The organism is Nonomuraea sp. NPDC050733, from assembly GCF_040654215.1.
Lineage (GTDB): Bacteria > Actinomycetota > Actinomycetes > Streptosporangiales > Streptosporangiaceae > Nonomuraea.
Map to the genome: position 1 here is coordinate 498006 of NZ_JBFAHO010000001.1, position 23588 is coordinate 521593.

The following is a 23588-nucleotide window of genomic DNA, read 5'->3' on the forward strand; positions in this document are numbered from 1 at the left end:
GGATGGCCTTCTCGCCCGCTTCTCGCAGGAAAGTGCGTCTCCTGGTGCTGGTTATAGAGCTCTCGCCGCTTCGAGCCGGCCAGAATCAGCCGGTCTCGTCTTATGGTCGTGGCAAGAATGAGTATGAAACTTTCAGGCGGGGCGCCGGACGCGGCGGGCACGGCGACGCGCGGCGCGGCACCGATCGGACCGCGCCGCGCGTCACGCCTCAGACGCGGGTCCACCTCTGGTTGTTCTGGCCGTTGCACGTCCAGATCTGGACCCTGGTGCCGTTGGCCGTGCCGGCGCCGGCCACGTCCAGGCACTTGTTCGCCCCCACCGCCGTGACCGTGCCGTCGGCGTTGAGACGCCACTTCTGGTTGTTCTGCCCGTTGCAGTCCCAGATGATCACCGCCGTGCCGTCCGCCGTACCGGCACCGTTCACGTCCAGGCACTTGCCGCCGTACACCCGCAGCTCACCGGTACTGGTGGACGTCCACTGCTGGCTGGGCTGCCCGTTGCAGTCCCAGATCCGCACCTGCGCGCCGTTCGACGGGGAAGCCCCGCTGACGTCCAGGCACCGCCCCGACCCCACACCCTTCACCGCGCCGGCGGGCGGTGTGCCGGTCAGCTCCCTGATACGGACGTTGCGGAACGACACCACGTCGCCGGACCCGTGGTTCTGGATGCCGACGTAGCCCTGCTGGAGCGAGCGGACCGGGTCGGTGTTGGTGAAATCGTTGATCTTGGTGCCGTTCAGGAACACCTGGAGCCGCTCACCCTCCACCAGCAGCTCATAGGTGTTCCACTGACCCGGCGGATTCAGCGCCGCGTCCCGTGCGGCGATGTCCGCCGTCTTGAACCCGTAGATGGCCCCCGTCGTCCTGTCCGGGGTGTCGGTCGCGTCGATCTGCACCTCGTACCCGGTGTCGAGGGCCGCGTTCGGGTCGCTCGTGGCCGGGAACCCGACGATCACCCCTGAGTTGGAGTCGCCGGTCAGCTTCCAGTCGAGCTTCAGCGAGTAGGAACGCAGCTCCTTGGCGCTGTACCACAGCATGCCCATGCCGCCCTGGGAGGTCAGCGTGGCCTCGCTGTTGACGAACGACCCCGGCCCCGCCTGCGACCAGCCCGTCGTCGTCCCGTTGTACAACGTCGTGTACCCGGTCTCCGGGCGGCAGTCGGCGTTGACCGCCTTGGCCGCGTACCGGATGCCGCCCAGCAGCATGGTGCGGAAGTTCGGGTCGGCGTACGACTCCTGGGTGTGCCCCAGGCCGGTGTAGAAGGCGCGCCCGGAGGACTGGGGATGGCACCAGGTGATCGGATGGTCCCCCATGCCCCCGCCGCTGTAGCTGCTCTCGTCCAGGCTCTGCAGCACCCGCACGTTGGAGCGCGGGTTGGTGCGGTAGTTGTACCACTCGTCGACGCGTGGCCAGGTGGCCCCCAGATGGGCGGTCGCGGCGTGCGCCCTGTCCTCGTTCCGCACGGTGGCCTGCTGGATCGCCGGGTGGTTGTTGAACCAGGCTCCCATCAGCTGCCCGTAATAGGGCCAGCCGTACTCGGTGTCGGCGGCCGAATGCACCCCGACGTAACCGCCCCCGCCGTCCACGTACGTCTGGAAGGCAGACTGCTGGGTGTCGTTCAGCACGTCACCGGTGGTGCTGAGGAACACCACCGCCTTGTACTGGGCGAGGTTGGCCGTGGTGAAGGCGTTCGCGTCCTCGGTGGCGTCGACGGCGAAGTCGTTGGCGGCCCCCAGGTCGCGGACGGCCTGGATTCCGCTGGGGATCGAGTCGTGCCGGAACCCGGCGGTCTTGGAGAACACCAGCACCTTGAAGGAGGCGGCCTGGGCGGGAATGGCGGGGATCATCGTCGCGGCGGCGGTGATCGCCGCCACCGTCACTGACAGGCGTCGCAGCATGGGTGTCCTTTCAGACCCGGGTCCAGCGCTGGTTGGTTTCTCCGGTGCAGGTCCAGATGCGCAGCTTGGTGCCGTTGGCCGTGCCGGAGCCGGTGACGTCCAGGCACTTGTTCGCCCCGACCGCCGTGATCGTGCCGTCGGCGTTGAGGCGCCACTTCTGATTGCTCTGGCCGTTGCAGTCCCAGATGATCACCGCGGTGCCGTCCGCCGTCCCGGCCCCGTTCACGTCCAGGCACTTGCCGCCGTAGACCCGCAGCTCTCCTGTGGCGGTCGAAGTCCACTGCTGGTTGGACTGGCCGTTGCAGTCCCAGATCTGCGCCTGCGCGCCGTTGGCCTGCGAGGCGCCGCTGATGTCCAGGCACCGACCAGATCCCACACCCTTGAAGGCACTCGTGCTACCCGGGGGCGACGTGCCGGTGTCGAGGGTGAAGGCGTCGACGTCGAACAGGTAGCCCTGTCCGGTCGGTCCGCGGAAGACGAGGTACAGCGTCGTGGCGCCGGACGGCGCGCCGGCGAGGTTCGCCGAGACGTCGGTGAAGGTGTCCCACCCGCCGGTGCTCGTGACGTTCACCGTTCCCAGCAGCGTGCCCGTGGCCGAGCCCGCCCGCACCTCGATCCGGCCGCCCGCGCCCGCCGACGACACCCGAGCGGTGATCCTCGTCGCGTCGCCCAGGCTGTACGGCTGGAAGGAGATCCAGTCGCCGTCGTCGGTGAAGCCGACCGTCCTGCCGCCTTCGGCCGTGCCGTGGTCGGCCGTCTGTACGCCCTGCTGGGCGCCGAAGTGCTCGGCCTGCCGGTGACGCGGCTGGAGCGTACGGGCGCTGGTGGAGGTCAGGCCGCCCTCGTCGGTGTAGGAGGCCTCGAAGACGCCGTAGATGTTGGCCGCGGCGTCGTGCTCACCGTCGACCGGCACCGAGAGGGAGCCCGAGCAGCCGGTCGTGGAGGTGATCTGGTGACGGTGGCTGTCATGGCCGAGGTAGTAGGCGACGGTGACCTTGGTGCAGTCGATCGTGCCGTCCTCCGGGTCGCTGACGGTGACCTGGAAGGGCACGGTGTCTCCGAAGGAGAACAGTCGCCCGTCGGCCGGGGAGGTCAGCGTCACCGCCGGGGCGGTGTTGCCGACGGTCACGATCACGCTCGCGCTTCCGGTGAGCCCCTGCGGGTCGCGAACGGTGAGGGTGGCGGTGTAGGTGCCGTTCGCGGTGTAGGTCCTGCTCGGGTTCGCCGCGGTGGACGTGGTGCCGTCGCCGAAGTTCCAGGAGTACGTCAGGGCGCCGCCCTCGGGGTCGGAGCTGCCCGCGGACGAGAAGGTCACCGTCAGCGGAGCCGGTCCCGAGGTCCTGTCGGCGGAGGCCTTGGCGATCGGGTTGCGGTTGGCCTTGCCGATGTACTCGATCCGGTACAGCGCCTGGTTGTTGTTCCCGTCGCCGTAGTCGAGGACGTAGAGGGCTCCGTCAGGGCCGAAGGCCATGTCCATCACCTGGGTGCCGGTCCAGGGGAACGCGGAGATCTCCCCGTGGTTCCCGTCGGCCTTGACCTCGACGGCCTTGATCCAGCGGCGGCCGTACTCACCGGCGAAGTAACGCCCGTCCAGGACCTGCGGGAACTTGACGGCCGAGTTCAGGTCGGGGTCGTAGCGGTAGACCGGGCCGCCCATCGGCGACTCCGACCCGGAGCCGAACTCCGGCGGGGATCCGGCGTCCCCGGCGTATCGGATCCACGCCGGCCTGGCCTGAGGCAGCGTGGCCTGGCCGGTGTTGCGGAAGGAGTTGTTGGTCGGACCGCCCCCGCAGCTGTACTTCGGGCCGGTGCTGTTGGAGGCGAAGTTCCACTCGTTGTAGGTCTCGCCGGCGGTGTTCGTTCCGGTGCAGTACGGCCAGCCGTAGTTGCCCGCACCGGTGACGCGGTCGAACTCCACCTGCCCGCTGGGGCCCCGGTTGGGGTCGGTCACGCCCGCGTCCGGCCCGTAGTCGCCCAGGTAGACGATGCCGGTCGCCTTGTCCACGCTCATCCGGAACGGGTTGCGGAACCCCATCGCGTAGATCTCCGGCCTCGTCCTCGCCGTGCCGGGCGGGAACAGGTTGCCGGTGGGGACCGTGTAGGTGCCGTCCGGCTGCGGCTTGATCCGCAGGACCTTGCCGCGCAGGTCGTTGGTGTTGGCGGCGGAGCGCTGGGCGTCGTACTGCGGGTTGCGGTTGGTCCGCTCGTCCAGCGGGGAGTAGCCGCCCGACTCGAAGGGGTTGCTGTCGTCGCCGGTCGTCAGATACAGGTTGCCGGCCGCGTCGAAGTCGATGTCGCCGCCGACGTGGCAGCACATCCCCCGGTCGTTCGGCACCTCCAGCACGATTTTCTCACTGGCCAGGTCGAGCGTGTCGTCGGGTTTCAAGGTGAAGCGGGACAGGTTCAGGTGCCCCTTCCACTGGTCGAACTGGGCCTGCGTGCCGTTGCTCGGCGCGTCACCGTTCGGGGTGCTCAGCCGGGGCGAGTAGTAGAGCCAGACGTACCGGTTCGACGCGAAGCCCGGGTCGACCGCCACGCCCTGCAGGCCCTCCTCGTCGTGCGTGTAGACGTTGAGCCTGCCGGCCACCTTCGTGCTGCCGTTGGCATCGGTGACGCGCACCGTGCCGTCGCGCGCCGTGTGCAGCACCGACCGGTTCGGCATCACGGCCAGCGACATCGCCTCACCCAGCTCCGCGCCGCCCGAGGCGAGCGACACCTGCTGGTAGTCGGACGCCGGGATGGTCAGCGCGCTCGCCGGGGACGCGGTGAGCGCGAGGGCCCCGGGAGTGATCAGCGCCATCGTGGTCAGCAAGGTGAGCCACGGACGTCGGGACATGGGTATTCCTTCCTGACACATGACGATCAGGGCAAAGGGCGCGCCATCGCGCCGTTGTCAGAGCCGTGTTCGCGCGGGAGAGGAGCCGCGGCGTCAGGCGTGGGTCCACTTCTGGTTGGCGCCGCCGTGGCAGGTCCAGATCTGGACCTTGGTGCCGTTGGCGGTGCCCGATCCGCTGACGTCCAGGCACTTGTTCGCCCCGACGGCGGTGATGGTGCCGTCGTTGTTGAGGCGCCATTTCTGGTTGTTCTGGCCGTTGCAGTCCCAGATGATCACGGTTGTGCCGTCGGCGGTGCCGGCGCCGTTGACGTCCAGGCACTTGCCGCCGTACACGCGCAGCTCACCGGAGCCGGTCGGCGTCCACTGCTGGTTGGGCCGGCCGTTGCAGTCCCAGATCTGCGCCTGCGCGCCGTTGGCCTGGGAGGCTCCGCTGACGTCCAGGCACCGGCCCGACCCCACACCCTTGAACGCGCTCGCGCTCCCCGAAGGCTGACCCTGCGGACCGGCGGACGCCATCACGGCCTGGGCGCCCGCCGGCCAGGAGCCGTTGGTGACGGTGACATTGTTGTTCACCACATTGCCGCGGTCGCCGTTGGTCACGTTGGTGCTGCCGTTGGTCGACCAGTTGCCGGTGACGGTGAAGTTCCCCATGTTCTCGCCACCCCAGTAGTTGGCGGTGGCCCAGGTGCCGGTGTTCGAGAGCACGTTATCGGTGACGGTGTAGTACTTGGAGCCCTCGTCGAAGTAGATCCCGAACCAGCCGTTGGTCCGCAGGCAGTAGTTGCCGCTGATCACCGCGTTCGGGTTCCACGACAGCGTGTAGATACAGCCCCCGTCGGTCGTCTGCTGCATGACGTCATGCACGTAGTTGCCGATGAGCTTGTTGCCGGACGCGGTGGTGGGAGTGGTGTAGCGCGGCTGGTAGTCGTACAGGCCGCGGTTGGCGTAGTTGTTGCTGCCGCCCGGCTCGTTGGCGCCCCAGCCGTACCCGATCGACATGCCGGTGTACGGCAGGTTGTAGACCTCGTTGTGTGACACGTCGGTGTTGGTGACGTAGGTGGTCAGGACCGAGACGATGCCCCGGTAGTCCAGGCCGAGGTCGTGGATGCGGTTGTTGCTGACGGTGATGTTCCGGTTGACCATCCGCTGGTCACTGGGGTGGTGCGCGTCGGCGCGCACGCCGCCGACCACGATGCCGCCGGCCGAGCTCTGGGCGATCTCGGACCGGGTGACCGTGATGTCGCCGGCGCCCAGGCCGACACCGCCGGCGTGCGCGTTGGCGTCGTTGCCGATGCCCACGGCCGTCTGACCGAGGTTGACGAACCGGGAGTCGGTGAAGGTGATGTTGTTGGCCGCGGACACCTGTACGGCTGCCGGCATCTGGTACCAGTGCGGCCGCACGGCCTCGAACTGCCGGCAGCCCTCCTGGCAGGAGGTCAGCCTGTCGGCGGGCCAGTTCCAGGTGCCCGCGATGTAGGCGCCGGTCTGCTGGTCCGCGTAGCCCTGCGCGCTGCTGGGCCCGAGCCAGCTCGTGCCGGTGAAGGTGATCCCGCTGAAGGTGATGTGGTGCGCGGGCGCGTCGTAGGTGCCCCCGACGTTCACCAGAGACTGCAGCACGGGCAGCTCGACGCTGACGTCGCCCATGTTCTGACCGGCCGTCGGGATGTAGGACAGGACGCCGGTCCCGGGGTTGATGTGCCACTCACCCGGCGTGTCGAGGAACTCGTAGGCGTTCTCGAGGTACAGCGGCCCCGCCCGGTGCGGCTGCGTGAAGGTGTCGTACCCGAAGGTGTTGTTGTTCCAGCCGGGCTGCTGCATCGTGATGGCGTTGCCGCTGATGCTCTGCACCCTCACGTACCGGTCGGTGAAGGAGCCGACGCTCTCCATCTCGACCCGGTCCTGGTCGGCCAGGTTGTTCAGGTAGCTCAGCGCGCCGCTGCCGAACCTCAGACCGGTGCTGGTCGCGGTGAAGTCCGCCCGGTTGACCTGGGTGCGGGCCCGCGTGGCGACAGCGCCGTCGACGTACAGCTGGCGGGTGTCGATCCCGGTGCCGACAGCGGCGCGCCAGATGTTCTTCCCGGGGTCGGCCAGTGACCAGCCGGTGACCGCCCGGGCTCCGCTGATGACGGGACGGGCGCCCGCCGCCGCCTGCCACCTGACTGTGTAGCCGTTGTTTCCGGAGTCGGCGGCGGTCAGCCGGAGCGGCGCCGAGAGCCGGTACACCCCATCGGCCAGCTCGACGACGATGTCGCCGGACATGGCGCCGTTCAGCGACCGCACCGCTGTCTGCGCCGCGGACAGCGAGCACGGCTGGGCGGAGGTGCAGGCGTTGCCGGTGCCGGAGGGTGACGCGTACAGGGTCGTGGTGGCCGCGAGGGCCGGGGCGGCCGGGACGACGAGGGCGAACGCCGCGGCCAGCACCGCGGCGACGACGCCGGTCAGGACCGGTCTCAGCGCCCGGACGGGCGAGGATGATGGCACGGTGGTTCCTCTGGGGGGTGGAGGGGTGCTCAGGTCACGATCCAGCCGTGGAGGTTCCGGAAGGGAGCGCGTCCCCGGACCTCGCTCCTTATTACGATCTGGGGGCTGATGTCCGTCAAGTCCTTAAGCCCACTTATTTCGCCTTGCGCACCCCGGAAATGTCCCCATGGTGATGCTGGGCGTTCGCTTGACCAGCGAAAATCCATGCCTTTTGTGGCGATACAGGTCGATCTTTTTCGCATGAATCATTCAGATGAGTCCTACTGATCGAGCGTCGCTCCATCTTCCGGCCCGGCGACCACGATCAGTCATACTCTTGCAGGGGAACGGCAAGGAGGGAGCACGGTGACCGACACCCCGCGGGAGAGCGGATACCGGCCGGGCTACGAAGTGGCCGCGGAGCAGTTGCTCGAGTTGATCGTCCGGATGCGCCTGCGCCCGGGAGATCGCCTGCCGACCGAGAACGAGCTCGCCCGGCAGCTGGGCACCAGCCGCACCGTCGTCCGCGAGGCGGTGAAGATCCTCTCCGCGCTGGGCCGGGTGCGCGCCCAGAAGGGCCGCGGCCTGTACGTGGCCGACGACGAGGGGATGCTCGGCACCGGGCGCTGGGCGTCCTTCTTCCTCCCCACCGACCTGGACCACGTCTACATGCTGTTCGAGTTCCGCCGGGCGCAGGAGATGGAGACCAGCCGGCTGGCCGCCCGACGCGCCACCCCCACGGAGCTGAGGGCCATCGAGGAGGCGGCCGCCATGTGCCGCCATGGCTTCGAGACCGGACGCGAAGACCTGTTCAACGAGGGCGACGACACGTTCCACACCGCCATCGCCACCGCCGCGCACAACATGTTCCTCCAGATCGCCGTGCGGGAGGCCCGGCGGCTGCAGGCGCAGTCCAGCCTCATCGGGCTGCGCGGCTCGGTGGGCGGGCACGCCGCCGAGGCCGTCGAGGAACACGAGGCGATCTACCAGGCCATCCGCGCCGGTGACCCCGAAGCGGCCGCCCAGGCCGCCGCCACGCACATCGACAACACTCTCGACGACTACCGCCGGGAGATCCAGCAGCGCCTGTTCTCATCCCATTGACCCCCCGGGTGAACCGGTCGTGCGGATGAACGTTTCATCGGAGGTCTCCCCGGGCGGAGCGCGCGCCGGGCCGATGAGCGCCACCGGGCGAGCCTCCCGCGGACCACGGACAGGGCGGAGCCTTGACAGGGGCCCGCCGGTCGTATGTGCTTCGCCGTACACCGCCGTCTTCCCCTCCTCGGCCGGCCCCGTGCCCTTGTCGAATCGATTCGCACGAGTGGCCCCCACCCTCCAAGGAGTACGCCCATGCAACTCCCTTCCGTTCCCTTACCGGACCGTGCGCCGCGGGTGCGGCGCCGTCGGGCGGCCGTCGTCGCGACTGTCGCGGCGGCGCTCCTGGCCATAGCCGTGACATGGTCGGTGCCGGCCTCGGCGGCGACCACGCCCCTGGTGGGCGTGGGGTCGGGCCGGTGCCTGGACGTCGCCGGCGCCTCCCAGGCGAACGGCGCGCAGGCGCAGATCTGGGACTGCAACGGCCGGCCCAACCAGCAGTGGACCTCGACCGGCTCCGGTGAGCTGCGGGTGTACGGCGGCAAGTGCCTGGACGTCAACGGCGCCGGCACCGCCGACGGCACAACCGTGATCATCTGGGACTGCAACGGCCAGAACAACCAGAAATGGCGCCTCAACAACGACGGCACCATCACCGCCGCCGGGGCGAACAAGTGCCTCGACGTTTCAGGCGCCGGCACCGCCAACGGCACCAAGGTCCAGATCTGGACCTGCCACGGCGGCGCCAACCAGAAGTGGACCGCCGGAGCCGGGCCCGGCCCGACGCCGACCCCGCCGCCGCCCGGCGCGCGCCCGTGCGACATCTACGCCTCGGGCGGTACGCCGTGCGTGGCCGCGCACAGCACGACCCGGGCGCTCCTCGGCTCGTACAGCGGCAACCTGTACCAGGTCAGGCGCTCCTCCGACAGCACCACCCGCAACATCGGCGTCCTGACCGCGGGCGGCGTCGCCGACGCCGCGGCGCAGGACTCCTTCTGCACCGGCACCACGTGCGTCATCACGGTCGTCTACGACCAGTCCGGGCGGGGCAACGACCTGTGGTACCAGGGCTCCAGCATGGTCCCCGGCTCCCCTCAGAGCAGGCCCGCGATCGCGACGACCGAGTCGCTCACCGTCGGCGGCAACAAGGCATACTCCCTCTACATCAATCCCGGAAACAGCTACTGGCGGGACGGTCACCTGACCGGCGTCCCCACGGGCAGCGCGCCGGAGGGCATGTACATGGTGACCAGCGGCACCCACGTCAACGGCGGCTGCTGCTTCGACTACGGCAACAGCGAAACCAGCAGGAAGGCCGACGCCGCCGGGGCCATGGACGCCATCAACTTCAGCACCCAATGCTGGTTCGGCGGCTGCCAGGGAGGCGGCCCCTGGGTCCAGGCCGACCTCGAATGGGGGCTCTACCCCGGCGGCAGCCAGTCGTGGAACCCCAACCAGCGGGCCCTCCCCCACAAGTTCGTCACGGCCACGCTGAAGAACAACGGCACGACCCGGTTCGCCATCAAGGGCAGCAACGCCCAGTCCGGCAGCCTGTACACCCTGTACGACGGCCCGCTCCCCAACGGCTACAGCCCGATGAAGAAGCAGGGGGCCATCATCCTGGGCAGCGGCGGCGACTGCTGCAAGCCCGACGGCGGCGCCAACCTCAGCGCGGGCACCTTCTACGAGGGGGCCATGATCGCCGGCTACCCGACCGACGCCGTGGAGAACGCCGTCCAGGCCGAGGTCATCGCCGCCGGCTACCGGTGACCCGGTCCCAGGACGCGACCCTCACCGGACCACGGAACGCCGTCGGGCCGGGAGGCGCTCACCTGCATCATCCCTGTTCAGTCGCCGACCTGTCCGGTCAGTCGCGTGCCGTCCAGTCCGGCGAGCAGTTCGCGCAGCAGGTCGGCGAGCTGGTCGCGGCGTTCGGGTGCGAGATGGCCGATGAGGCGGTCCTCGGCGGTGAGCAGGCCCGCGACGACGCGGTCGAGCAGGGCGTTTCCCGCGTCGGTGAGGGTGACGGCGCGCGCGTGGTAGCCCGACCCGGCGGTGGTCCGTTCAACCAGCCCGGCGTTGGCCGCTCGCTCCACACGCTGGGTGATCGCGCCGCGCGTCACCATGCAGGCGTCGGCCAGCTCGCCGGGGCTCATCCGGTACGGCGGGCCGGAGCGCCGCAGCGTGGAGAGCAGATCGAGTGTCGCCACGTCCACGCCCAGCTTCGCCAGGAGGCGGCGGCGCTCGTCGCCGAAGGCCTTGGCGGCCCACCAGATCCGGGTGATGACTCCGATCGACTCCACCGGGACGCCGGGCAGCTCGTGCCGCCAGGCGTCCTGGATGGCGTCGGCGCCGTCGCGCGGCGGGTCAGCGGCCACGTTCGGCGCCGCCGTTCACCTGGATGATCTGCGCCGTGATGTGACCGCTGTCGGGCGAGGCGAGCCAGTGCACGGTGTCGGCGACGTCCCGCGGCGTCCCGGCGCGTCCGGTGTGGGTCTGCGCGACGAGCGTCGCGCGGCGTTCGTCGTCCAGCGTGTCGCCGAAGAACTCGGTGTCCTCGATGAACCCCGGGGCGACCACGTTCACCGTGATGCCGCGCGGTCCGAGGGCGGCCGCGAGGTCGAACGCGTACGGATGCAGGGCCGCCTTCATCGGGCCGTACGAGGTGCCGCCCGAGCCCCGGAAGGCCGCGATCGAGCTGATGAACACGATCCGTCCGGATGGGTTCAGCAGCTCGCGGAACGCCTCGGTCGGCAGTACCGCGGTCAGCACGTTGGCCCGGAAGTTGCTCGTCCACCGTTCCGCGACGCCGGCGGAGCCGCCGTGCATGTCGACGTTGCCGCCCGCGTTGTTGACCAGCACGTCTATGGCGCCGAAGCGCTCGGCCAGCGCGGCGCGAACGCGCTCGACCTCGGCGGGCTCGCTCAGGTCGGCCGGCAGCGCGATTCCGCCGATCTCCCGGGCCGCCTTCTCCAGCGTGTCGGCACGGCGGCCGATGATCACCACCCGGCCACCGTGGGCCGCGAAGCGCGCCGCCACCGCCTTGCCGATGCCGGTGCCACCGCCAGTGACCACTGTCGTGCGCGTCATGTTCACCCTCCTTGAGTTTAGGCCTAAAGTCAGGCTACCCCGGAGAGCCGGATGGTGTTGACGTGCGGCCGCGGGGCGGCCCGGCCGGGGAGGCGCGCACCTCCACCACCACGCTTCAGTCGCGGAAGGCGCCGTCCTGTCCCGATGACCGCTCGGGATGGAATCCGTCGGCCACTGCCAGCAGCCGTCGTCCGGCGTGCTCCGGCCGGATGTGGGGCCCCTCGGCCGGCCTGGCGTCCGGCCGCCGGGTGCAGGTGTTGATCACGTGCTCGTCGAGGGCGATGCCGAGGCCCGGCGTGTCGCCGAGAACGAAGGCACCGTCCTCGACGTACAGGTCGAGCGACATCCCGAGCGGCGGGCGCAGGTCCTGCAGCTCGCTGGCCATGTGGTTCGGCACCGACGTCGCGGCGTGCAGCAGCGCGACGGGCGTGGTGCCGATCGGGCTCACCGGCAGGTCATGGGCGTGCGCCAGGGCGGACACCCGGAGGAAGTGGGACACCCCCCACACCACGGCCGTCTGCACGACGTCGACGGCCCCCGCGGCCAGCAGCGGACGGAACTGCTCGAGCCCGGTGAGGTTCTCCCCGGTGGCGACCGAGGCGCGGACACCACGGCCGACGGCGGCCAGGCCTTCGGCGTCCCACCGCCGGACCGGCTCCTCGATCCAGGTGAGATCCAGGGTGCGCTCCAGCTCGCAGACGTGCCGGACCGCCTGCTTGCGCGTCCATGCCTCGTTCACGTCGAGCATGAGTCCCGGCCGCGATCCGTGCCCGGCCTCGGTCAGGACATCGCGTACCAGCGTCAGCCGGTGCCGGTCGCGTTCGATGTCGAGGCCGCCCTTGAGCTTGGCCGCGCGCAGGCCGTGCTGGGCATAGTCCTGGTACACGAAGACGAGTTCGTCGTCGGTCAGGGCGATGTCCAGGCCCGAGGCGTAGGCGGGAACTCTTCTGTCGCGTCCGCCCAGCAGGCGCCAGAGCGGTTCGCCGGCCGCCTGTGCCTTGATGTCCCAGAGGGCGGTGTCGAGTGCGCCGATCGTGCCGAACACGGCGCCGACGTGGCCCGCCTTGAAGGTCTGCCGCAGCATGCGGTCGTAGAGCGCCGTCACGCCGCGTGGATCCTCGCCCTCGATCGCGGCGAACACGGCGTCGATCTCCACGTGCGGCCCGAGGCCGACGCCGGTGATCCCCTCGTCGGTGTCCACCATGACGATCGGCACCGGGACGGCCCCGTCGGCGAAGACGCCGTTGGCGTCGCCCACCGGGCGGCCCCATTCCTGGACCGTCGTCGTGGTCCGATACCCCGTGATCCGCATGTCAGCCCTTCGTGGAACCAGCGGTGACGCCTTCGGCGATCTGGCGCTGGAGGAACAGATAGATCATCAGCACGGGCACCGCCGCGATCAGGACTCCCGAGGCGAAGGTGGGGATGTCGTCGGAGTACTGTCCGCGCAGCGAGTTGACCCCGATCATGAGGGTGCGATGCTCGGGCGACGGCATCACCAGCAGGGGGATGAGCACGTCGTTCCAGCAGAACAGCATGTCGAGGATGCCGACCGACAGCAGCGCCGGCACGCCCAGCGGCACCATGATCCGCCGGTACACGCCGTACACCGTGTTCCCGTCGATCCTGGCCGCGTCGACGATCTCCGACGGGATGGTCCTGTAGTGGCTCGTCATCAGGAAGACGGTGAACGGGAGGAACTGCGCCACGTAGGCCAGGACCAGACCCGGATAGGTGTCGACGAGACCGCTGTCCGCCATGATCCTGGTGAGCGGCACCATGATCACCTGGAACGGGACGAACAGCCCGGCGAGACAGCCCAGGAAGATCGCAGAAGAACCGCGGAACCGCAACTGGCTCAGCGCGAAGCCCGCCATCGAGCCCAGCAGGAGCAGCAGGGCCACGGCGAACGCCACGACGACGAAGGAGTTGGCGAAGTACCGTGCCATTCCGGCACCGGCCCACGCCTCCGCGAGGTTGTCCCAGCGCAGGGAACCCGCCGGGGAGAACCGGTCGAGGACGTAGTCGCGCCTGGTCTTCATCGCGACGTTGGCGGTGAACACGAGCGGATAGATCGTCACCAGCGCGAGAACGGCCATCGGAACGGCGGCCACCCACCTGGCCAGACGCATGCCCGGCATCAGTCCTGCCTCCCCGTGCGGCGCAGCAGGGTGATCTGCAGGAGCCCGACCACCAGCATGACGACGAAGAGAACCGTCGAGGCGGCAGAGGCGAGCGCCGGCCGGTTCATCTGTCCCTGCTGGTGCCAGATGTAGTACTCCGGCAGGTAGGTCGCCCCTTCCGGCCCCCCGCTGGTCATGACGAAGAGCAGGCCGAACATGGACGTCAGCATCCCGATCATCGTGGTCACGAAGACGAACTGAATGGTGCGCGTCAGACTCGGGATGATCACATGTCCGATCACCTGGCGGAGCGACGCGCCGTCCACGCGGGCGGCGTCCAGCAGCGACGCGTCCAGGGTGCTGAATCCGGCGAGGAACACCACGAGGGCCATCCCGAACGTCGCCCATATGTGCACGCCGACAACCGTGAACATGGCGATGCCCGGATCGCCGAGCCAGTCGACCGGGCCGAGGCCGATCGTCCCGAGGACGGCGTTCACCGGACCGTCGAACCCGAGCATGAGGTTGACGATCGCGCCGACGATCACCGGTGAGAGCACAGCCGGGAAGAAGTAGACGCTGCGGTAGACCCGGTGTCCCGGCACGCGCAGGTAGATGAAGGTCGCGAGCAGGCCGGGAATCGCCACCGCCACGGGGAGCAGCAGAACCAGCAGCCCGACGTTGCGCAGCGAGGTGCGGAACAACGGGTCGCCGGCCAGCTCCAGGTAGTTGCTCAGCCCGACCGCGGTCCCGTTGGACGCGCCGTCACCCGTGAAGGAGTAGTTGACTCCCAGGACGAGCGGCCACAGCCGCAGCGTCACGAGGATCAGTACGGCCGGGGCCACCAGGACGTAGGGCGCGAGGCGTTCGGCGCGCGCCCCGCGGGAGGCCGCCCGGGTGGCCGTGCGGCCGTCCGGGCGGCGTCCCCCCGGCTTCGTCGTCGCGCCATCGGCTCGTCCGGAGCCGGCTGGGCGGACCGACGGCGACGAACCTCGGAGCGGCACGCGATCAGCCCGCCCGGTCGGAGGCGGCCAGCTGCTCCACGGCCTTGTCCACGGTGGCCGACCCGCTCAGGAGCTGCTGGGACAGTCTTCCCATCAGGTCCAGGGTCTTGGAGGACAGCGCGACGTGCAGGGCGGGCCTGCCGGTCCTGATCTCGGGCACGATCGCGGCGACGACCGGGCCCGCCCGCGAGACGTCGACCGTCGTGTCGGAGGCGATCGCGCCGGCCCCGGAGGAGAACGCGGTCAGGGCGTCGGTCGAGGTCAGGGAGCGCACCAGATCGGCGGCCAGCTTCGGATCCTTCGTCCACCTCGCGACCGCGTAGCCGATGCCGCCGTCGTACGGGAGGCTCGGGGTGGCCCCGTCGGTCACGACGGGGGCCCGCATGACGCCGATCTTGTCGGGCGGCAGGAACTCGCCGAAGTCCTTCCAGTGCCCGATGTCCGACATCAGGCCGATGATGTGGGCGGCCTTGCCGCTCTCGAAGACCCTGAAGACATCCGTGAACATCGCGGTGGAGTTGGCGCCGTCGCTGTTCAGCCCTTTGTCGCCGGCGTCCTTCCACAATTCGAAGATCCGCCGCACGTGGGGAGAGGTCCAGTCGCGCTTCCCGGCGATCCAGTCGTCGTACTCCTGCGGCGTCAGGATGCCGGACCCGAGGCCCGACATGAAGAACTGGATTCCGATGCCTTCCTTGTTGCCGAGCGCGAAGCACGCGGCCCCGGTCGCCTTCTTGACGGCGGAGCAGGTGCGGACCAGCTCGTCCCATGTCCTGGGCGGGTTCGCGGGGTCGAGCCCGGCCTTCTCGTAGAGCGTCTTGTTGTAGTAGATCGGGTGTCCCTGCAGGGTCACCGGCGCGGCGTAGACCTTGCCGTCCTTGGTGAACGCGTCCCAGCCCGCCAACCGGCTCCTGTCCTGTGCCACGTACTGGTCCAGCGCAAGGAGCGCGTCGACCCGGTCGCGGATCTGCCCGCCGCCGTTGAACAGCATGACGTCGGGCCCCTTCCCTGACTGGGCGGCCGTGCCGAGCAAGGTGTAGTACTGGTCGAACGGCTGGGCGACGAACTCGACGGTGACGCCGGGATGCCGCTCGGCGAAGTCGGCCTTCACCTTCTCGACGTACGTGGCGGCCGCCGATTCACCGGACTTCCAGTCCCAGACCACGAGCTTCTGCTGTCTCTGCTGGAAGTCTCCGGACGGGGACCCCGTCCGTGACGCGCTCCCGCAGCCGGCCAGGACCAGTCCCGCGACCATCACCGCCGACCACAACACTCGCTGCTGCATAGCTGCTCACCTTCCGAGAGCGGCCGAAGGGCCCGCCAATCACCGGCGAAACGTAACTCGTATGACGTCTTACGTCAACAAGAGGCACGTATACTGACGCGGTGGCGCTGTCCTCGCAGGCCACCGGAGGGGAACATGACGGCATCGCAGGAAACGGCCGCCGGCGTCCCGGCACCGCCGGCCTGGGCACGACGCCCGGCCACTCTTGCGCGAGCGGTGACGGCCGAGCTGGTGGAGCGCATCGTCCGCGGCGTGCACCCGCCGGGGACGCCGCTGCCCCCCGAGCCCGCGCTCTGCGAAGCCTTCTCCGTGAGCCGCACCGTCGTCCGGGAAGCCGTGAAAGTCCTGCAGGAGAAGGGGCTGGTCCAGGTCCGCCAAGGCGCCGGCACCATGGTGAACCCCCCGGCGAGGTGGGACATGCTCGACGAGCTCGTCCTCGCCGCGACGATCGCCGAGGACGAGAGCCTGGCGATCCTCGACGACCTCGTCGTCACGCGGCGCGTGCTGGAGTCCGACATGGCCAACGTCGCCGCCCGCCTGGCCGGCCCGGACACGGTGGAGCGGCTGCGCGAGCTGGTGGACCGCATGGACGAGCTGGTGGACGATCCCGTCACGTACGCCGACAGCGACCGCGCCTTCCACGACACGATCATGCAGACGTCGGGGAACCGTATCGCTCGTGGCGTCGTACGGGCCCTGGAGAGCCAGGTCATCAACACCGCGCGGTACATGGGCCGGACCGAGCGGGCCCTGTGCGTGGCGTCGAACCTCGGCCACCGCCGCATCTACGAACGCATCGCCGCCCACGACCCCGACGGCGCCGCCGAGGCGATGTTCCATCACATCACCGAGGCCTGGCTGGTCCGCCGCACAGGACCGGCCGACCCCGTACGGCTGAGGCGCTGACCTCGGACAGATCCGCACAGTCGGTGCACCCCGCCGCCCCACGGCAAGGGCCACCGGCCGGCTCGATCACAGCGAAACGATTCGACCCGCGGGCGATGAAAGTTTCATCGCGGCGCGTCAACGGTGACCACGGCGCCTCCCCTGGCCGGGCGTGGCAGCGGCGGGCCGTCTCGGGCGAGGGCCGGTGAACCTCGCAAGGGCGGCGGCTTGACAGGTCCGGTCACGGTCATATTTGCTCCGCTGCACCGTCGCCCCCGCCGGCCACGAGAAAGGAGACATCCGATCATCGCGGCGTTGTGAGCGCTAACAAAAGCTGATCGATACGCCTTGCGCCGGCAAAGGTCCCGGCACTCGAACGCCTCGCGCCGCGGCACACCGGCATTCATCCGTCAGCGACCAGAAATGCCGACCGGCCCACGCCACCATCCCCCGAAAAGGCGGCAGAAATGGCTTCTCCATCGACCTGCGTCACCATGAGGACGACAAAGGAACGCGCGTGATGTCGCGGCACAAAGCGCTCTTCGCCGCTGTCGCGACCGCGGCACTGCTCGTCCTGGGCGCGACACAGGCTGCGCTGGGCGACAGCGCGACCACGTCACCCGCCGGAACGAGCGCAGCCGCGGGCACCGCGGGATGCGGCAAGTCTCCGACGTTGAGAAGCGGTCCCCAGTCGATCACGACGAGCGGTAAGAACCGCAACTTCATCCTGCGAATCCCCGACAACTACACCAACACCACCCCCTACCGGTTGGTCTTCGGGTTCCACTGGAACGGCGGCACCGCCAACGACGTCGACTCGGGCGGGACCAGTGGATATCCGTGGTCCTACTACGGGCTCAGGGCCTTGTCGAACAACACCGCGATCTTCGTCGCGCCTCAAGGCGTCAACAACGGCTGGGCCAACTCCGGCGGTGAGGACCTCACCTTCGTCGACGACATGATCCGGCGGATCGAGGCGGACCTCTGCGTCGACACCTCCCAGCGCTTCGCCATGGGCTTCAGTTACGGCGGCGGCATGAGCTACGCGCTCGCGTGTGCCCGGGCGACGGTCTTCCGCGCGGTGGCGGTCTACTCCGGCGGGCAGCTCAGCGGGTGCAGCGGCGGCACCGAGCCCATCGCGTACATCGGGCTGCACGGCCTCAGGGACCCGGTGCTCAACATCTCCGCGGGTCGATCGCTGCGTGACAGGTTCGTCAGGAACAACGGCTGCACCCCGCAGAGCCCGCCGGAGCCGGCGCAGGGCAGCCTGACGCACGTCGTCACCTCCTACTCCGGGTGCCGGGCCGGGTACCCGGTCGCATGGGCGGCGTTCGACGCGGGTCACACCCCCAATCCGGTGGACGGGAAGCCCGGCGACTACGAGCCCGGCGAGAACTCCTGGACCAGGGCGGTGGTGTGGAACTTCTTCGCGCAGTTCGGAGGCACCGATCCGACGCCGACTCCGACGCCTCCTGGAGACACGAGTGCGCTGAAGGCTGTGGGGTCGGGCCGATGCCTGGACGTCAGCGGCGCCTCCCAGGCCAACGGCGCGCAGGCGCAGATCTGGGACTGCAACGGCCGGCCCAACCAGCAGTGGACGCCGACCGGCTCCGGTGAGCTGCGCGTGTACGGCGGCAAGTGCCTGGACGTCAACGGCGCCGGCACCGCCGACGGCACAACCGTGATCACCTGGGACTGCAACGGCCAGAACAACCAGAAATGGCGCCTCAACAACGACGGCACCATCACCGCCGTCGGAGCGAACAAGTGCCTCGACGTTTCAGGCGCCGGCACCGCCAACGGCACCAAAGTCCAGATCTGGACCTGCCACGCCGGCGCCAACCAGAAGTGGACCCGCGCCTGACGCTGACGATCCGCACCCTCGTGATCGCCTGAAAGAATACGACTTATTTTCATTCACCGTCGCACTCCCGGGCACGCATGCGCACGCCTCAGTCCAGGGAATGCGACGGTGACGTCAGGCGAATAGTGAGGTCACGGCCTCGGACGGAGAGCCGGCAGCCGACCAGCATGCGAAGCGTCGTGCGTGGAGCCTGAATAAGCCCACTCATATCTTGACAGCTCCCGCTGACTGAGTCGTAATCAAAGACTCCCACCCCTGATCGTCCGGACACCGAAGGAAGCTGCGTGACGTGAAGCACAAAACCTTATGCACCGCCATCGTCGTGGCGGCGCTCATCGTCCTGGGAGCGGCGGGTACGGCCTTCGGCGGAGCGAGGTCCGCCACGCGCGGCCCCGTCGCCGCCGCGGCGACCGCGGGCTGCGGGAAGGCCCCGGCGCTGGCGAGCGGTACGCATTCACTGGTGAGCAGTGGCCAGAACCGCAGCTACATCCTGCGCGTTCCCGCCAACTACGACAGCAACCACGCCTACCGGTTGATCTTCGGGTTCCACTGGGTGGGCGGCACCGCCAACGATGTCGACTCCGGCGGAACCGACGGATACAACTGGTCGTACTACGGACTCCGGCGGCTGGCGGACAGCGCGAACAACAGCACGATCTTCGTCGCGCCCCAGGGCGTCAACAACGGCTGGGCCAACTCCGGCGGCCAGGACGTCACCTTCGTCGACGACATGATCAGGCAGATCGAGGCGGGGCTGTGCGTCGACACGACGCAGATCTTCTCCTCGGGATTCAGCTACGGCGGGGCGATGACGTACGCGCTCGCCTGTGCCCGGCCGACGGTCTTCCGCGCGGTCGCGGTCTATTCCGGCGCGAACCTCAGCGGGTGCGGCGGCGGCACACAGCCCGTCGCCTACATGGGACTCCACGGCATCAGGGACAACGTGCTGTCCGTCTCATCCGGACGGTCGCTGCGTGACACGTTCGTCAGGAACAACGGCTGCACCCCGCAGAGCCCGCCGGAGCCGGCGCAGGGCAGCCTGACGCACGTCGTCACCTCCTACTCGGGGTGCCGGGCCGGCTATCCGGTGGTCTGGGCCGCGTTCGACGGCGGTCACGACCCCGGTCCGATCGACGGGTGTACCTGTGGCGGCTGGAGGACCTGGACCTCCGGGGAGGTGTGGAGGTTCTTCACCCAGTTCGACGGCAACCCCTCCCCCTCGCCGACCCCGACCACCTCGCCCACACCCGAGCCCACGAGCGCGATCCGGGGTGCGGCGTCGGGCCGGTGCCTCGACGTCGCCGGCGCCTCCCAGGCGAACGGCGCGCAGGCGCAGATCTGGGACTGCAACGGCCGGCCCAACCAGCAGTGGACCTCGACCGGCTCCGGTGAGCTGCGGGTGTACGGCGGCAAGTGCCTGGACGTCAACGGCGCCGGCACCGCCGACGGCACAACCGTGATCACCTGGGACTGCAACGGCCAGAACAACCAGAAATGGCGCCTCAACAACGACGGCACCATCACCGCCCTCGGGGCGAACAAGTGCCTGGACGTCAGCGGATCGGGCACCGCCAACGGCACCAAGGTCCAGATCTGGACCTGCCACGGCGGCGCCAACCAGAAGTGGACCCGCGCCTGAGGAACCGATCCCCGAGACCGCCCTGTCCGGCAATGTCCGAATCCGTACGATGGCCAGCATCAGGAGACAGCATGCCCCCCATCAAGCTGTCAGCACTCCGCAGACGCGCCGCCCTCGCCGGCGCCGCCCTCGCCGGCGCCCCCCTGCTCGCCGGAGCCCTCCTCACGGCGCCCGCCCTGGCCGGCACCGCCACGGCCGCCCCCTCGGTGTACGAGCCCACGTGGGCGTCGGTGGACCAGCACCCGGCCGCGCCGGAATGGTTCCAGGACGCGAAGTTCGGCATCTACTTCCACTGGGGCGCCTTCGCCACGCCCGCCTTCGGCAGCGAGTGGTACCCGCGCAACATGTACGTCGGCGGCTCCGCGGAGAACAACCGTCACCGGAGCGTATACGGCGACCCCTCGGCGTGGCCGTACCACAACTTCATCGACGGCTCGCGCGACAAGGCCGGCAACTGGGTCCAGTTCGCGCCCAAGCTCAAGTCCGCGGGCGGCAACTTCGACCCCGACGAGTGGGCGCAGCTGTTCGCCGACTCAGGGGCCAGGTTCGCCGGCCCGGTCGCCGAACACCACGACGGCTTCTCCATGTGGGACAGCCAGGTCAACGAGTGGAACTCGGCCGGCCGAGGTCCCAAGCTCGACCTGCTGCGGCTCTTCGCCGACGCGATCCGCGCCAAGAACATGAAGCTGCTGGTCGCGATGCACCACGCGTACAACTTCACCGGCTACTACGACCACGTGCCGACGCAGCCCACCACCTCGCTGAAGAAGCTCTATGGACAGCTCGGCCCGGCCGCGCAGAACCAACTCTGGTACGACAAGCTGAAGGAGGTCGTCGACAAGGCCCAGCCCGACATCCTCTGGCAGGACTTCAACCTCACCCGCGTCGACGAGTCCAGGCGGCTCGCCTTCCTGTCGTACTACTACAACCAGGCCAACGCGTGGGGCAAGGAGGTCGTGGCCACCTACAAGGACGGCTTCAACAACAAGGGCGAGGTCTTCGACTACGAGCGCGGCGGCCCCGCCGACATCCAGCACCCCTACTGGCTGACCGACGACGCCATCAGCAGCTCGAGCTGGTCCTACACCAACGGGATCGGCTACTACAGCGCCCCCGCGATGCTCCACTCGCTGATCGACCGGGTGAGCAAGAACGGCAACATGCTGCTCAACATCTCCCCCATGATCGACGGCACCATCCCGCAGGGGCAGAAGGACATCCTGAACGCCCTCGGGACCCACCTCAAGCGCAACGGCGAGTCGATCTACTCCACCCGCGCCTGGACCACCTACGGCGAAGGTCCCACCAAGATGGGCGGCGGCTCGTTCACCACCCCGCGTGCCGGAACGGCGCAGGACATCCGCTACACCCGCAGCAAGGACAACACCGTCCTGTACGCGACCGTGCTCGGCTGGCCCGGCAACGGCGCCGCCCTCAACCTCGCGTCGCTGGCGAGCGGCAGGGTCGACCTGTCCAACCTGAGCAAGGCCGAGATGATCGGCGACACCGCCGGCACGTACATCGACCTGCCGACGCGCAGCCAGGACTCCAACGGCCTGCACATCACCCTGCCCGGTCAGCCGTACTCCGCGCTCGCGTACGTGGTGAAGCTGACCTTCAGCGGGCCGATCAAGACCACCCCCGGGGCGAACGGCGCCCTACGTAACGTCAACGCCGGCAGGTGCCTGGACGTCCCATCTCTTTCCCAGACGAACGGCACCCAGGTGGCGCTGTGGGACTGCAACGGCGGCGCCAACCAGCAGTGGACGCCGACCCCCGCCGGGGAGCTCCGGGTCTACGGCACCAAGTGTCTGGACGTCAACGGCGCCGGCACCGCCGACGGCGCCGCAGTGATCATCTGGGACTGCAACGGCCAGAACAACCAGAAGTGGCGCCTCAACACCGACGGCACCATCACCGCGGTCGGGGCCAACAAGTGCCTGGACGTCAGCGGATCGGGCACCGCCAACGGCACCAAGGTCCAGATCTGGACCTGTCACGGCGGCGCCAACCAGAAGTGGACCCGCGCCTGATCCCACCCGGAGTCCGTGCCCGTCTCCCTGAGCCCCCACCATCACGTTCCCGAAACCGAACACCGACGCGAGGAGGATCGGGCGATGACGCCACCGATCATGATGTCCACCGGTCAACGCCACCGCCCCACCCGCCGCCTCCCGCTCCACCGGCGGCTGAGGAGCTGCGGATGACGACCGGAGTATGGCTCGTCGGAGGCCGCGGCTCGGTCGCGGTGACCGGTGTCGTCGGCGCGCTGGCCATCCGGGCCGGGCTGGCCGAGCCGACCGGCTGCGTCACCGAACTGCCCCGGCTCGCCGGAGCGCCCCTGCCCGCCCTGGGCGAGCTGACCTTCGGCGGGCACGACGTCGCCTCGGTGCCGCTGGTGAAGAAGGCGCAGGAGCTGGCCGATACGGGTGTGCTCCCGGCCGGACCGGTGCGGGCGCTGGAGGAGGAGCTGGCGGCGGTCGAGCGGGAGGTACGGCCGCTGCCCTCGGCGCGCGACCTGGCCGAGGCGGCGGCGCTGATGGCGGCCGACCTGGCGGCCTTCCGGGAGCGTCACCGTCTCCGGCGGGTCGTCGTCGTCAACGTCGCGACGACCGAACCGGCGCCCGCCCCGCATCCCGCGCACGCCGACCTGGAAGCGCTGGAGGAGGCGTTGCGGGAGCCGCTCCGCGCGGCCTGGCCGGAGCCGCGGCCGGGCGGCGGCCGGGCGGTGCTGCCGCCCAGCTCACTGGCCGCCTACGCCGCGTTCCGTGCGGGCTGCCCGTTCGTCGACTTCACCCCCTCCACCGGCGCCCGGCTGCCCGCGCTGCACCAACTGGCGGAGCGGCAGGGCGTGCCGTACGGCGGGCACGACGGCAAGACCGGCGAGACGCTGGTGAAGTCGGTGCTGGCGCCCATGTTCGCGATGCGCAACCTGCGGGTGCGCACCTGGTCGGGAACCAACCTGCTCGGCGGCGGTGACGGCGCCAACCTGGCGCGTCCGGGCCCGAACGCCGCCAAGGCGGCCAGCAAGAGCAAGGTGCTGGGCGAGACGCTCGGATACGTTCCCCAGGGCGAGACCCGCATCGACTACCTGGAGGATGCCGGCGACTTCAAGACGGCCTGGGATCTGGTGACGTTCGAGGGTTTCCTGAGGCGGCGCATGCGCGTGGACTTCACCTGGCACGGATGCGACTCGGCGCTGGCCGCGCCGCTGGTCCTCGACCTGGCCCGGCTCACCGCCGCCGCGCACGAGCACGGCCGCCGCGGCGCGCTGACCGAGCTGGCGTTCTTCTTCAAGGATCCGCTCGGGCCGGCACCCCACGGCCTGGCCGACCAGTGGCGCCTGCTGTGCGACTTCGCCGACGGCCTGCGCTCAGGACCCGGGCCGGTCACCGGCGGGCCACGATGAGCGC

Annotated in this window: 16 protein-coding genes; 7 read left to right on the top strand and 9 right to left on the bottom strand. The window is 69.5% G+C overall.

Features of this window, described 5'->3' with window-relative positions:
• Positions 1 to 208 precede the first annotated feature (208 nt).
• From AB0H64_RS02285 to AB0H64_RS02295, 3 genes are all read right to left on the bottom strand, one after another.
• A complete protein-coding gene (locus AB0H64_RS02285; RefSeq protein ID WP_357619142.1) occupies positions 209 to 1897 on the bottom strand; it encodes a ThuA domain-containing protein in 1689 nt (562 codons plus the stop codon).
• 10 nt (positions 1898 to 1907) lie between these two features.
• Positions 1908 to 4733 carry an RICIN domain-containing protein gene (locus tag AB0H64_RS02290; RefSeq protein ID WP_357619145.1) on the bottom strand — a complete coding sequence of 942 codons (2826 nt, stop codon included), beginning with the start codon at positions 4731 to 4733 and terminating at the stop codon, positions 1908 to 1910.
• 93 nt (positions 4734 to 4826) lie between these two features.
• A complete protein-coding gene (locus tag AB0H64_RS02295; protein WP_357619148.1) occupies positions 4827 to 7214 on the bottom strand; it encodes a ricin-type beta-trefoil lectin domain protein in 2388 nt (795 codons plus the stop codon).
• Positions 7215 to 7559: 345 nt separating this feature from the next.
• Here AB0H64_RS02295 and AB0H64_RS02300 point away from each other — a divergent pair, with 345 nt between their 5' ends.
• Both AB0H64_RS02300 and AB0H64_RS02305 read left to right on the top strand, forming a co-directional pair.
• The gene (locus AB0H64_RS02300; protein ID WP_357619152.1) at positions 7560 to 8297 is read left to right on the top strand and encodes an FCD domain-containing protein; all 738 of its coding nucleotides are present in this window, start codon (positions 7560 to 7562) and stop codon (positions 8295 to 8297) included.
• A 246-nt stretch (positions 8298 to 8543) separates the two neighbouring features.
• The gene (locus tag AB0H64_RS02305) at positions 8544 to 10058 is read left to right on the top strand and encodes an arabinofuranosidase catalytic domain-containing protein (RefSeq protein WP_357619155.1); all 1515 of its coding nucleotides are present in this window, start codon (positions 8544 to 8546) and stop codon (positions 10056 to 10058) included.
• A 77-nt stretch (positions 10059 to 10135) separates the two neighbouring features.
• On the opposite strand, the gene AB0H64_RS02310 is transcribed toward AB0H64_RS02305, so the two are convergent.
• From AB0H64_RS02310 to AB0H64_RS02335, 6 genes are all read right to left on the bottom strand, one after another.
• The gene (locus AB0H64_RS02310; RefSeq protein ID WP_357619157.1) at positions 10136 to 10666 is read right to left on the bottom strand and encodes a MarR family winged helix-turn-helix transcriptional regulator; all 531 of its coding nucleotides are present in this window, start codon (positions 10664 to 10666) and stop codon (positions 10136 to 10138) included.
• On the bottom strand, positions 10656 to 11378 hold the full coding sequence (locus AB0H64_RS02315) for an SDR family oxidoreductase (RefSeq protein ID WP_357619160.1): 723 nt from the start codon (positions 11376 to 11378) through the stop codon (positions 10656 to 10658). Before AB0H64_RS02315 ends, AB0H64_RS02310 begins: the two co-directional genes overlap by 11 nt.
• A gap of 115 nt (positions 11379 to 11493) precedes the next feature.
• A complete protein-coding gene (locus AB0H64_RS02320; RefSeq protein ID WP_357619163.1) occupies positions 11494 to 12690 on the bottom strand; it encodes a mandelate racemase/muconate lactonizing enzyme family protein in 1197 nt (398 codons plus the stop codon).
• Between the two features lies 1 nt (position 12691).
• Positions 12692 to 13519 carry a carbohydrate ABC transporter permease gene (locus tag AB0H64_RS02325; RefSeq protein ID WP_357619166.1) on the bottom strand — a complete coding sequence of 276 codons (828 nt, stop codon included), beginning with the start codon at positions 13517 to 13519 and terminating at the stop codon, positions 12692 to 12694.
• On the bottom strand, positions 13519 to 14505 hold the full coding sequence (locus tag AB0H64_RS02330) for a sugar ABC transporter permease (protein WP_357619169.1): 987 nt from the start codon (positions 14503 to 14505) through the stop codon (positions 13519 to 13521). The genes AB0H64_RS02325 and AB0H64_RS02330 overlap by 1 nt, the downstream gene beginning before the upstream one ends.
• 4 nt (positions 14506 to 14509) lie before the next feature.
• Positions 14510 to 15787: an extracellular solute-binding protein gene (locus tag AB0H64_RS02335; protein WP_357619172.1), complete on the bottom strand. Its 1278-nt coding sequence runs from the start codon at positions 15785 to 15787 to the stop codon at positions 14510 to 14512.
• 135 nt (positions 15788 to 15922) lie between these two features.
• Between AB0H64_RS02335 and AB0H64_RS02340 the strand changes: the two genes are divergently transcribed.
• The 5 genes from AB0H64_RS02340 to AB0H64_RS02360 all read left to right on the top strand — a co-directional run bounded on the left by AB0H64_RS02340 (position 15923) and on the right by AB0H64_RS02360 (position 23584).
• Complete coding sequence (locus AB0H64_RS02340; protein ID WP_357619175.1) at positions 15923 to 16693, top strand: FCD domain-containing protein; 771 nt, start codon at positions 15923 to 15925, stop codon at positions 16691 to 16693.
• Positions 16694 to 17192: 499 nt separating this feature from the next.
• Positions 17193 to 18536 (top strand): ricin-type beta-trefoil lectin domain protein, encoded by a 1344-nt coding sequence (locus AB0H64_RS02345; RefSeq protein WP_357619178.1) that lies wholly within the window; start codon positions 17193 to 17195, stop codon positions 18534 to 18536.
• 289 nt (positions 18537 to 18825) lie between these two features.
• Positions 18826 to 20175, top strand: a complete 1350-nt coding sequence (locus tag AB0H64_RS02350; RefSeq protein ID WP_357619181.1) for a lectin — start codon at positions 18826 to 18828, stop codon at positions 20173 to 20175.
• Positions 20176 to 20246: 71 nt separating this feature from the next.
• Complete coding sequence (locus tag AB0H64_RS02355; RefSeq protein ID WP_357619184.1) at positions 20247 to 22208, top strand: alpha-L-fucosidase; 1962 nt, start codon at positions 20247 to 20249, stop codon at positions 22206 to 22208.
• Positions 22209 to 22378: 170 nt separating this feature from the next.
• Complete coding sequence (locus AB0H64_RS02360; RefSeq protein WP_357619187.1) at positions 22379 to 23584, top strand: inositol-3-phosphate synthase; 1206 nt, start codon at positions 22379 to 22381, stop codon at positions 23582 to 23584.
• Positions 23585 to 23588 lie beyond the last annotated feature (4 nt).